Source organism: Nostoc sp. DedVER02 (genome assembly GCF_034530675.2).
Lineage (GTDB): Bacteria > Cyanobacteriota > Cyanobacteriia > Cyanobacteriales > Nostocaceae > Nostoc.
On the sequence record NZ_JAVRCP020000023.1, the window covers coordinates 1 to 12,880 of the forward strand.

Annotated in this window: 7 protein-coding genes; 4 read left to right on the top strand and 3 right to left on the bottom strand. The window is 41.7% G+C overall.

The window, feature by feature from the left end; genetic code table 11:
* Positions 1-83: 83 nt before the first annotated feature.
* Positions 84-737 carry a Uma2 family endonuclease gene (locus RMZ41_RS21255; RefSeq protein WP_322641054.1) on the bottom strand — a complete coding sequence of 218 codons (654 nt, stop codon included), beginning with the start codon at positions 735-737 and terminating at the stop codon, positions 84-86.
* 196 nt (positions 738-933) lie between these two features.
* On the opposite strand from RMZ41_RS21255, the gene sat reads away from it, so the two are divergent.
* A complete protein-coding gene (sat, locus tag RMZ41_RS21260; RefSeq protein ID WP_322641055.1) occupies positions 934-2,112 on the top strand; it encodes a sulfate adenylyltransferase in 1,179 nt (392 codons plus the stop codon).
* A gap of 182 nt (positions 2,113-2,294) precedes the next feature.
* A complete protein-coding gene (locus RMZ41_RS21265) occupies positions 2,295-4,418 on the top strand; it encodes a caspase family protein (RefSeq protein WP_322641056.1) in 2,124 nt (707 codons plus the stop codon).
* 93 nt (positions 4,419-4,511) lie between these two features.
* Here RMZ41_RS21265 and RMZ41_RS21270 read toward each other — a convergent pair whose 3' ends face one another.
* Together RMZ41_RS21270 and RMZ41_RS21275 are read right to left on the bottom strand one after the other, a co-directional pair.
* Positions 4,512-4,961, bottom strand: coding sequence for an endonuclease domain-containing protein (locus RMZ41_RS21270; protein ID WP_322641057.1), 450 nt, complete (start codon positions 4,959-4,961; stop codon positions 4,512-4,514).
* Positions 4,962-5,205: 244 nt separating this feature from the next.
* Entirely contained in the window at positions 5,206-10,020 is a 4,815-nt protein-coding gene (locus RMZ41_RS21275) for a non-ribosomal peptide synthetase (RefSeq protein WP_322641058.1), read from the bottom strand.
* Positions 10,021-10,396: 376 nt separating this feature from the next.
* Here RMZ41_RS21275 and RMZ41_RS21280 point away from each other — a divergent pair, with 376 nt between their 5' ends.
* Together RMZ41_RS21280 and RMZ41_RS21285 are read left to right on the top strand one after the other, a co-directional pair.
* Entirely contained in the window at positions 10,397-11,239 is an 843-nt protein-coding gene (locus RMZ41_RS21280) for a DUF2382 domain-containing protein (protein ID WP_322641059.1), read from the top strand.
* 710 nt (positions 11,240-11,949) lie between these two features.
* Positions 11,950-12,834, top strand: coding sequence for a DUF2382 domain-containing protein (locus tag RMZ41_RS21285; protein ID WP_322641060.1), 885 nt, complete (start codon positions 11,950-11,952; stop codon positions 12,832-12,834).
* Positions 12,835-12,880 lie beyond the last annotated feature (46 nt).

Here is a 12,880-nt window from a genome sequence, read left to right on the forward strand (position 1 = left end):
CAACATCTTTATCCAGTTTTTGAGGAGGAGGAATCTGTTAGTTCTAATGCAACATTTTAGCTGTGTCAGTCCACTACTCTCTATCAAAAACTACTTCTATCTAATGCCGCTTCAAATTCTTCCAAAGCTTGTACAGTTCCTACTTGCCAAGCTCGTTCAACTGTAGCGGCAATCATTTGAGTTAGAGGGATATTTGGAAAGTTAGGACTCTTATCTGATTCGATGTAATGTCCATCCCTGAGTAAATAAATCCTCAGCTTTTTACTATCGTAAATCCATAGTTCTGGAACAGCGATCGCAACGTATGCATCAAGAGTTGTTTTTGATGTCACATCTGTTTCAATTGCTAAATCAGGAGGCGGATCGTTTGGTTCCAGTTTGCGACGACCAATCATTCTTTGGTAATTTTGGATGTAGAAGCAAGCATCTGGTTCTACCCCCGCTATATTTTCCCGCTTGAAGGTAGTTGAACCGAAGGGTTCATAACTTTTCCCTGCCATCTTCAGCAAGATTTTGACAATATCCGAAATTAAGTCCTTTGATTTTTCGTGTTCGGGTAGAGGAACCATAATTTCTAACGTAGACTTGCTGTAAGCAACTCGTAGCGATCGCTTTTCACCCAATTCCTGCAAAATAGACTCAAATTCCTGCCAACTGATATCCTGGATATTCACTGTACTACCAGGCGCTAGCCGCATTTGGCTAACAGGTTTAACAACGGGGGATACAGCAGTCATAAGCATTTTCCTTAGAAAGGAACTATTCTCAAACTTGAGCCTAGATTAGCTTTAGCGTAACCTAATCAGATCGTTTAGAGGCTATTTGCAAAAATTTTACTCCATTCCCTAAACTCTTTTTTTTCTCAGTACCAGCATTTTGATAAGTTAGTACATAATCTGAAACAATAACAGTTAATACAAAGAGGGGATTACGTTGAGTCACAATCAAGATGCTATAGCCCCGCACGGTGGACAGTTGGTTAACCGTATCGCCACACCAGAACAAAGAGCAGAGTTTCTCTCAAAAGCTGACTTTTTACCACGAGTGCAACTAGACGATCGCGCCGTTTCCGATGTAGAAATGATTGCGATCGGTGCTTTTAGTCCACTCACAGGTTTTATGAACCAAGAAGACTACGATCGCACTGTTACCGAAATGCGACTAGCTAATGGTCTTGTGTGGTCAATCCCAATTACACTATCGGTCAGCGAAGAAGTAGCTTCCCCGTTGCAAGAAGGTGGCTTAATCCGTCTGGATAACTCCAGAGGTGAATTTATTGCAGTTTTGCAACTCACGCAAAAATATAACTACGACAAAACCCGCGAAGCCATTAAAGTCTACCGCACTGATGATGTCAAACATCCCGGCGTACAAGTACTCTATAACCAAGGTACTGTACATCTGGCGGGTGACATTTGGCTATTACAGCGCCAACCTCATCCCCAGTTTCCCAGTTATCAAATCGATCCAGCTGCCTCACGGCAACTATTTAAAGATAAGGGTTGGAAAACCATCGTTGGCTTTCAAACTCGCAACCCCATCCACCGCGCCCATGAATATATTCAAAAGTGCGCTTTAGAAATTGTTGATGGTCTATTTTTGCACCCATTAGTCGGAGCAACAAAAGAAGACGATATCGCCGCCGATGTGCGGATGCGTTGCTATGAAATTTTGCTGGAACACTACTACCCCTTAGACCGGGTAACTTTGGCAATTAATCCAGCCGCAATGCGCTATGCTGGGCCTCGTGAAGCAATATTTCATGCTTTAGTCCGCAAAAATTACGGCTGTACTCACTTTATCGTCGGTCGCGATCATGCAGGCGTTGGTGACTATTATGGCACTTACGATGCTCAATATATCTTTGACGAATTTGCCCCAGGTGAATTAGGCATTGTGCCAATGATGTTTGAACACGCTTTCTACTGCACGCGCACTAAGCAGATGGCAACATCTAAAACCAGCCCCAGCAGGCCAGAAGAACGCATTCATTTATCAGGAACAAAAGTCCGAGAAATGCTGCGACGTGGTGAACTACCTCCACCAGAATTTTCTCGTCCTGAAGTAGCAGCAGAGTTGGCGCGGGCAATGCGGATAGAAGTACCTGTTTAGGGAATTGGGAATTGAGAATTGGGCATTGGGAATTGGGCATTGGGAATTAATTATTTCTCCCCCTGCTCCCCTGCTCCCCTGCCCCCTTGCTTCTTCCCCACTCCCCAAAGTTTTGTAACTTTACAATACAGAGTTCAGCCCTGTAAGCTGCTAGCTAATAGGCTTAGGGCTGATAGCTAATTATGAAACGCCGCACGTTTTTACATAGAATTGGCTCAATACTCGCGGTATTGGGGGTAACTGAAGCTGAGTGGTTGACTTTAGGAAATCGCTATTATCAGGCTTTGGCACAACCCAGTCCGCGAAAGTTGGCATTGTTGATAGGTATTAACCAATACCCCAAAATCCCAAACCTCAATGGTTGCCTGACGGATGTGGAACTGCAAAGAGAACTTTTGATTAACCGCTTTGGTTTTCAAGGGTCAGATATTTTAACCTTAACTGATGAACAAGCTAGCAGGGAATTCATTGAGGCGGCTTTTTTAGACCACCTGGGCAAACAAGCTAAACCTGATGATCTGGTTGTTTTCCACTTTAGCGGTTATGGCAGCCATGTCAAATTAGAAACATCGCCAGATATAATCCAAAATGCTCTTGTGCCAGCAAATGTGATTTCTACTTCACAAGATGAAAAAATAGTCAATTACATATTAGAAGAAACTCTACTGCTATTATTGCGATCGCTCACCACAGACAGAGTAACCGCAGTATTGGATACTAGCTATGACGCTCCTAGCACAGTAATCGGATTAAAAACTCGCGCCCTTCAGGAGTCAGTACCAAAGTTAGCAACAGAAGAACTCGACTTTCTCAAACAACTTAAAACTCAGAAATCCAGCACTCCCATTGTTTTAGCAGCTACCTCAGAACCAAAGCAGCCAGCAAGGGAAGGACTATTTTCTGGTTTTAGTGCTGGGTTATTTACCTATGCCTTAACACAGTATTTGTGGGAATTTACCCCAGCTACCAAAATTCAAATCGCCCTTTCCCAGGTAGAAAATTCTCTATCCAAATTGGGTAGTAAACAACAACCAGCGTTATTAAGTAGTCAGACTTCAGATGTAACGTCTCTACAATCAGATACTATCATTGGTGCAGAAGGCGCGATAAGTGCTATTGAAGAAGATGGTAAAACAGTCCATTTATGGTTAGCAGGATTACCGCCACAAGTGCTGCTACATTATGGAGTTAATTCTAGATTTACTTTAGCAACAACAGAGCAATTAATATTGCGATCGCGCACTGGGTTAACAGCAAAAGCCCAAATTGCCAAAATTGAAGGTGCAAATCCTTTACAAGTTGGGCAACTTATCCAAGAAGCAGTCAGAGTTTTACCCAGAAATATTAATTTAACAATAGCTTTTGATACTGGATTAGAAAGAATTGAGCGGGTAGACGCAACAAGTGCCTTTGCTGGATTTTCTCATATATCCACCGTAGTCGTAGGAGAAAAACCATCTGACTATGTATTTGCCAAGCTACAGGAAACTCCGAGCCGCTATGGCCTATTTTCTCTTGGTGGCGAGCTAATTCCCAATACTATGGGGGAAGCAGGAGAAGCAGTAAAATTAGCAGTGCAAAGGTTAGCGCCAAAATTATCAACCTTGCTAGCAGCCAAGTTATGGCGACTTACAGAAAATCAAGGTTCTTCTCGCTTGCCTCTCAAGGCAACCTTAGAAATAATTAGTAACACATCGCCTCCCGTCGTCATGGAGCGCGAAACAGTGCGAACCTTCAAAACTGAAACTTCGATTAAAAAACCAGTAAAGCCGCAATTAATCGCGTCTCTCGCCACTCCTATAGTGCCTACTGGTAGTCGAATGCAATATCGAGTGGAAAACCAGAGCGATCGCCCAGTATATTTAATCTTGCTGGGATTAAATAATAATCATACAGCAGTTGCCTTCTATTCTTGGGAAACCCCCAAAGAACCAAACACTACTGACACCAAACCCATCCTAAAAGAAATCGTCATCGCCCCAGGTGAAAGCCTCACCCTACCCCAAAATACTGCTTCCCAATGGGTGATTTCCGGGCCATCTTTCTTTTGCGAACAACAACTTATTTTTAGTACTACACCCTTTAGCGGAACTCTCGCCGCCTTGAACACTGCTAACCCGGATTTCACAGCCGAAAAACAGCCGATTGTCCCATTGTTGAATCCCTTAGACGTTGCACAAGCCTTGCTACAAGACTTGCATAACGCCAGCGCTCTCAAAACGGAGATGAACGTTACAGCAACCGACTCATATATTTGGGATGTGAATAATTGGGCAAGTCTTAGCTTTAGTTTTCAAGTAGTATAATACAATTTATTTTTAATAATGAGCTTAATATAATTTGATTAATTTTTGCTCCTTTGAGTGAGTTATACCAGTTCTGTATGAAGGTGCGCTGAACTATATGAAGAACGAACTGCCTCCGGCTTCCCTCTCCTTAATAAGGCTACGGTGTGGACGCGAGAGATAGACGGGTGGGGTAACTTCCCTCAATCTACAAATAACTTCCCTAATCTTATCCACCACACCATCAATATTTTGATAAACTTCTTGATTGGTAAATCTCAAAAACCTCGTACCTTTTGATTCCAAAAATGCTTGGCGATCGCGGTCATATTCTGGAACTCCATCTTGATAGTGACTATCACCATCAGTTTCTATGGCAAGTCTCAATTCCGAAGAATAAAAATCCACTACAAATCTGTCAATACTGTATTGTCTGCGAAATTTACAGCTTTCAATTTGTTGATTTCTAAGTTTTGCCCAAACTATTTTTTCAGATGGGGGCATGTTATTTCTGAGAGTTTGCCGTTTATACCTTTCTGAGGTTTGGTTATAAAGTTTTGTCATCAGCGTTTTCATATCCCTGGACTGTGCTTATTATTCCCAAGATTACCCCCCTTAATCCCCCCTTGGAAAGGGGGGAAAAAGAGAATCTAGTTCCCTCCCCTTTACAAGGGGAGGGTTAGGGTGGGGTAATTCGAGGATTGGTAGTGATTCGATAACTTGTGTGTACACCGTAGCCTTAATAAGGAGAGGGATTGAGGGTGAGGTTTGATCTTATATTTAATTGCGCCTACCTACTTATGAACAATTACTCCTGTCTTGAGGGTGGTGAATTTAAGAAACCACTACTGATGAAATATGAGAAGTATTTATCTAGCAGATTAGCATCCATTGGTGGACAAACAATTCCAGAATCTGCCAAACCATCGAGCGTATTTTGATAGTCATAATCAACTGTATTTTGATACAACTCCATGATTGTCAAAGAATTTTGATAGACTTTTTCAGACATCATCGATAAAAGTGGATGTAAAACATTTTCCTGAGAGTGCTTGAGATTTGCAATTAGCTCATCTTTCCACTGACTATATGGTAACTTCTTCAGTTGATAACCATAAGAACAAATAAACTCAAAAAGCTCGGTGACGCTAATATTTTGATCTTGCGGCGGTACTATATGGAAAGTTTTTCCTAGAGATTCTTGCTTTTTGGATAAATGGACAATTGCTCTGGTGGCGTAATCCACAGGAATCAATTCTTCTTTTTGATCTATGAGTTCTGGAAAACTACCAAGCTGTATGCATCCTTTAATAATTCTAGGTACAAAAGCATCTTTTGTATGAGCAATAGCTGTACCGCTATGTCCCATGAGAAATCCTGTTCTGAAGATGCTCACAGGTATTCCCCTAGACTTGGCAACCCGTACAATATTTTCGGCTACCCATTTGGTTTGAGCATAGCCAATATCCAGAGCAATATAGTCTTTACAAGACTCGATATCGTCATCTTCGTAAACTACTTTTAGTCCTGTAAAATGGTTGATTGCACCAAAAACAGCAATGGTAGAAATGTAATTGACTGGTTTAAGTTTGCCCAGACAAGCTAATCTGAGAACTTCTTGAGTTCCGAGAACATTGGATGCTTTGAGTACAGAGTAGGGTTTAGCAAAATTGATTTGGGCAGCACCGTGATAAATAGTATCAATTTGCAGAGCCAGCTTTTCAAACTGTTCTCTAGGAAGACCCAAATATGGCTGTTCTAAGTCTCCCGGAATCGCAATCATCCGAGAGCTAAAGTTTGGGTGATGAAGGGAATATTTTTCTAGGTTTTGTTGAAGCTTTTTCAATCCTTCATGCTCGTTCGGAGAGCGCACTAAGCAATATATTTTTGCTTGAGTTTGATGTAGCAGTTCATCAACCAAAAAAGCCCCTAAATAGCCTGTAGCTCCTGTGATAAAAATATGACGCAGTTCATCAACCTGAGCAACAGTCCTTCCTTGAGAATTAATTGCGGGATCGAGTACTACCTCAGATTTTAGATCGATCGCACTAGCTAAAGCAGCAACGCCATCTTTACGCACTGTCTCTACTACCTGAGCCAGGGCTTCGACAGTGGATTTCTCAAACAGGCTTTTTAGGGGTAAATCTACTTGAAAGGCTTCTCTGACAAGAAAAATCAACTGGGCTGCTAGCAGAGAATTACCGCCAAGCTCAAAGAAATTATCATGAATCCCAACTTCTGCGATCGCTAGAACTCGGCTCCAAATTTCAGCCATTTGTTCCTCAATCGGGGTACGAGGTGTGACAAATGCTGCCTCCAAATCGCCTCTATCCATTTCTGGCTCTGGTAGACTGCGAAGGTCTACATGACCGTTGGATATCCACTTAGCTTGGCGATCGCCAGGGACTGTTAACAGGGGTAAGTTGGAAATTATCTGGTCTGGGTTAGAGACAATACTCTCTAATAGAGTAGAAAAATGTTCCACCATTAGAGCGATCGTCTCAGCTTTAAATAGGTCAGTACTATATTCCAAGTTGCCCGATATTCCTGCTGCTGTCTCGCGCAGTTCGAGGTATAGATCGAACTTAGATGTCCCGTTGTCAATTCCCAGGCGGTTCATTGTCAATCCGGGAGCAGTCAGCTTAGGCATTGGGGTATTTTGCAGATGAAACATCACTGAAATCAGTGGATTGTGCTTCAAGTCCCGTTTGATCTCTAGAGCATCAACTAGTTTCTCAAACGGTAAGTCTTGGTGGGTATAACCCGATAAAGCTACTTCCCTGACTCGGCCTAACAACTGGCGGAAACTTGGCGAGCCAGACAAATTGGTTCGCAATACCAAAGTATTGAGCAAAAACCCAATTAGTCTTTCTAACTCAGAACGGTGGCGGTTGCTAATAGGAGCGCCTACTAAAATATCTTCTTGCCCTGTGTAATGAAATAGGAGTGTCTGGAATGCCGCCAACAAGGTCATAAACAAGGTAGTTCCCTCTTGACGCGACAGAGCATTGAGAGCATCGGTTAGGGATTTGGGGATAACGACCGATTGGCGTGCGCCCTGATATGTTGGCTCCAATGGTCGTGGATAATCGGTGGGCAATTTTAATATGGGTATGCCACTCAAATGTTGCTGCCAATAAGCAAGTTTATGATCTAAAATTCCACCTTGCAGCCACTGCCGTTGCCAAGCTGCAAAGTCTGCATACTGAATAGCTAAGTCAGGAAGAAGAGAGGGGTTTCCAGTGGAGAAAGCTTGATAGAGGTGTGACAGTTCCTCGAACAAAACATTTAAAGACCAATCATCACAAAGAATATGATGCAGGTTGAGGAGGAATATATGCTCCTCTGAACTCAATTGCAGCAATGTTGTTCGCAGCAATGGCCCTTGAACTAAATCGAAAGGACGTTGGGCTTCTTCAAGTGCGATCTGGCGGATTTGAGATTCCTGGTCATCTGGAGACAGCCCTTGGAGGTTTACTACTAAGAGTTTGCTCGGAAAAGTTGAGTGGATGACCTGTATGGGTTGGCCGTTCGCGCTGGAATAAGTAGTTCGCAGGACTTCATGACGGTTGATAATTTCATTCAAGCTCTGCTCTAATATTGTGGCGCTGAGTACACCTCTGAGGCGAAAGGCTTCGGGAACATTGTAAAAAGCATGGTTGGGCACTAACTGGTCAATAAACCACAACCGTTCTTGCCCAAAGGAAAGCGGTAAATCGCCATTACGCCCAATGGATTGTATTGGCACAGAACATTCTTTATCTTCCTGTTGTGCTTGTGTAATGCTTTGGGCCATTTCAGCGATGGTGGCCGCTTCAAAGAAATGCCGCATTGGTAACTCAACTTGAAAGATATCGCGGATGCGGCAGAGAATCTGGAAGGCTAGTAAGGAGTGTCCTCCCAACGCTAAGAAATTATCATGAATACCAATGTTTTTTAGACCCAATACTTTAGACCAAATTTCTGCTAGTCGTTCCTCAATAGGGGTACGAGGAGCAACAAACTTCTCACTTGCATTCAAAGTTTGAGCGGCTGCTGGGAGTGCCTTACGATCGACTTTTCCGTTAGCTGTTAAGGGTAAAGCACTCAATTGCATGAAGCGAGAAGGGATCATGTAGTCAGGCAATTTCTGTTTGAGAAAACGGCGTAAATTACCAACATTAGTGTCTGGTGATTCGGGCTTGGGAACTACATAAGCTACTAGGCGTTGGTCGCCAGGGGCAAATTCTCTAGCAATCACCACAGCTTCTTGCACGTCAGGATGTTGCCACAGCGCAGTTTCAATTTCTCCTAGCTCAATACGGAAGCCACGAATCTTTACTTGTTGGTCGATGCGCCCAATATACTCAATGTTGCCATCTGGTAAGTAGCGAGCTAAATCCCCAGTTTTATATAATTTTGAATTTTTAACTTTTAATTTTGAATTATTGAAGGGGTTGGGGATAAATCGCCGATCGGTTAGTTCTGGGCGGTTGAGATAGCCTCTAGCTAGTCCCTCACCAGCAATGTACAGTTCCCCAGAAACACCTGTGGGTACTGGCTGCATCTGTTCGTCCAATATAAGACAGATGGTGTTGGTGATCGCGCGCCCGATTGTCACACTGCTGTCACCTTTCTTCACTAAGGCAAATGTGGAATAGGTCGTATCTTCTGTAGGGCCGTATAGATTGAAGACTTTTTGAATATTGTCCAACTCATATATCTGCTGCACCAAACGATTCTGGAGAGGTTCGCCTGCTAAGTTAACGGTGCGTACAGAAGTGGGAATACCATTAATTCTTAGCAACTCTGCGATCGCAGATGGCACTGTATTGATCAAGGTAACTTCTTGAGCAGCAAGTAAGCGAGGTAAATACAAGGCATTTTCTGCCAAAATCACCTTACCACCCCAACAGAGGGGAACAAATATCTCGAAAACTGACAGATCGAAGCAAATAGATGTTGCGGCTAGAACTCCAGCTAGATCCTCGTTTGTAAAAACTTCTCTTGCCCAATGCAACAGAGCTACTGTGCTGTGATGTTCGATAGCTACCCCTTTCGGTTTACCAGTCGAACCGGAGGTATAAATCACATAGGACAGGTTTTTATCTGTTACTATGCTAGTTAAATTATCCTGGCTTTGTTGAGTAATTGTCTCTTCATCACTATCTAGACAAACTACATGGGCCTGATGCTCTGGAAGCTTTGAGAGTAGATGTTGTTGCGTCAATAATATTGGTAACTGTGAGTCCTCTAACATCAAGGCTAGGCGCTCTGAGGGATAGGCTGGATCTAGGGGGACATAAGCTTTGCCTGCTTTGAGAATAGCTAATAGTCCAACGATCATTTCCAGCGATCGCTCCACGCAAATGCCAACTAGAATCTCAGGTTTGGCATTCAAGGTCTGTAGATAATGTGCTAATTGATTAGCTCGCTGGTTAAGCTCTTGGTAAGAAATCTGCTTGTCTTCAAAAATGACCGCAATTTGCTCAGGTGTCTTTTCTACTTGATATTCAAACAACTGATGGATACATACATCACTTACGTAATCTCCTGGATTTTCATGCCATTCCAGAAGCAGCTGCTCTACCTCTGTCTTGGGTAGGCTGAGGTCTTGCTGAGAATTTTCAGTAGAATTTTTCATCACAAATTAGTATTTTTTATTACTAATATTTTAGCCATAAATACTTAAAATGGCTAGTCACTGTGGAAAGTGTACAGTGACTAATTATCTATAGTTATGACAAATGGTTGTCGCCAAAAAAGCATGTACAGCAGGGTTTTTAAAACTTAAGATTCTCAATCCAGTATTTTTCTCTTGCAGGGATCTCGGCTCCATGCAATTTACGACTTTAGTTATATTCCTATTGATTATCTAAGCGTTAAAATGGAGCATTTAACTCAGAAAACATGAATCATAAACTAGAAAATATCTCAACTGAATTCAGTCGCCAGCAGGATGAAACTCAGCACAATATTTTTTATACTAATGAAAATTATAAACAACCTGGAAACAGCGTATGCCTCTTCACAAACTTGAAATCTTTGATCCAAACTATCGAGAAACTTTTGGTGGAGACGACGTAAAAGCACTGGAACTTTATACTGAGGGAGGAGACAGAGTTGGCTCAGTAGCTGATGTTTTAGTTGATGATGATGGTCATTTTCGGTATTTAGTCATTGACACAAGCGTAGATTTTTTTGGTAAGAAAATCTTACTACCAATTGGTCTATCTCGAATTGATTATCCTGCAAGACGTATCTATGTAGATGGTTTAAGTAGACAGCAAGTAGAAGGTTTAGTTGAGTACAAAGAAGATACAATCTTCGATCACCATTACGAAGAAAAAGTACGTAGTGGATTTCGTTCTCCAACTAGCGGGGTAACTTACGATCGTGATACATATAATTACCAGACAGAACCAGCTTTATACGGATTAAATGAGCAATCCCATCAAACTTTCAAACTCTATGAAGAGCGATTGATTGCAAATAAACAGCGCATCAAAACCGGAGAAGTAACGGTTGGTAAACATATTGAAACAGACACTGCAACTGTTACAGTACCTATTCAAAAAGAACGAGTTCTAATTGAGCGAATTGTGCCAACAGAAGCAGGAAAGGTTGTAGATCCCAATGAACTTAAGTTTCAAGAAGGCGAAGTCGCACGCATAGAAGTGTACGAAGAAACGCCTGATATACGAAAAGAAGCCTTTGTGCGTGAAGAAGTTCGAGTTAAGAAAGTAGTAGAACGGGACATTGTGGAAACACAAGAAACCATTCGTCGAGAAGAGTTAGATGTTGATACTGCGGGTAATTTAAACGTGCAGGAACATGGGACTACTACACATGAAGCTATTTAATTAGCACGTCGGTAAATTTATCTGAAATAATTATGCAGGCAAAGTTAATTTTTATCTCTGCCTGTATTTTTTTATTAAACAACAAAATTCCAGATTTCTCTGAGAGGATGTTTAAAAAATTTTTTGCTGTAATTTTAGGCATTTGTCGATTCCCCCTAACCCACGCAGTCAAGATCGCAAGACCGCGCTAGCTCCCCTTAAGAAGGCTACCATGTATACACAAATAGAATTACCCCCTTAATCCCCCCGAGGCATTGAGGGGAAACCGGAAAATCCAGTTCCCTCCTCTTTATAAGGGGAGGGTTAGGGTGGGGTAAAATCAATATTTATCAATTACTTCAGACTTATGTATAGAGAGTAGCTTAAGAAGAGGGAACCGACATGAAAGTTCCCCTTAAAAAGGTGGATTTAGGAGTAACTAAAACTTTTGATACCGATAAGAGGAATTTTCAAATAACCTCTAAGCTGAAAATCTAAACTTTAAAAAAATTTATCTATTGATAAAATATTTAAAATACTAAAATTGCACTTCCTTCATATTGCAATACTTTTACATCTTTACTTAGTCCCTTGCTCTACATCAAAAACTAACTATAACTTTTGATTATTGATCTTTTGAAAAACTTCATTCGCCAGAAGGAGGTAAAAAATTAATTAAATCGTTAATTTAGTTATTAAGAGATGGGAAGAAAAGTTTTGAGGAAAATATTATGGTTCTTTACAAATTACAAGATTTTGAACCTAACTATCGTGATACCTTTGAAGGCAAAGACATCAATGGACTTGGAGTTTATACACAAGGAACTGACGAAAAAGTTGGTACTGTCAGTGATGTTTTAGTTGATGAAGAAGGTCATTTTCGCTATCTGGTTGTTGACTTAGGCTTCTGGATTTTTGGTAAAAAAGTATTACTACCAATTGGTCGTGCCCGTGTTGACTATAATGTTGATCGCGTCTACACAATTGGCTTGACTAGAGAGCAAGCAGAAGATTTACCTGAGTTTAACGAACGTCAAGCCCTTGATTACGACTACGAAGAACGGGTACGTGGTGTATATCGTCAACCTACAGGCTCCACCCTTCCCTTAGAAGCATCAACACCTGTAGATACAACCTATCAGCAAGCGGCAGCTACTCCAACGCCAACTTATAATCGTGATAGCTACAATTACGAACATGAGCCTTCTTTATTTGGGTTAAATGAGCAAGATAATCAAACTCTGAGATTGTATGAAGAAAGGCTAATTGCCAATAAACGCCGCCAAAAAACTGGAGAAGTAACGATTGGCAAGCATATTGAAACTGAGACTGCACGGGTTGCAGTGCCAGTAGAAAGAGAGCGAGTTGTAATTGAACGTGTAACTCCAGCAGATGCAGGTACTGCTGTTTCAGGGCGCGAAGCAGATTTCCGTGAAGGTGAAGTTGCTCGCTTAGAAATCCATGAAGAAACCGCTGATGTTCGTAAAGAAGCATTTTTACGTGAAGAAGTCAGAGTTAGAAAAGTGGTCGAGCAAGACACAGTTGAAACGCAAGAAACTGTGCGTCGTGAAGAGTTAGATATAAATTCTGGCAATCTTCCGATTGAAGAACGCTAATTAAGAGAGTCGTTAGTTAATAACTAATGACTAATAATCAATTCGA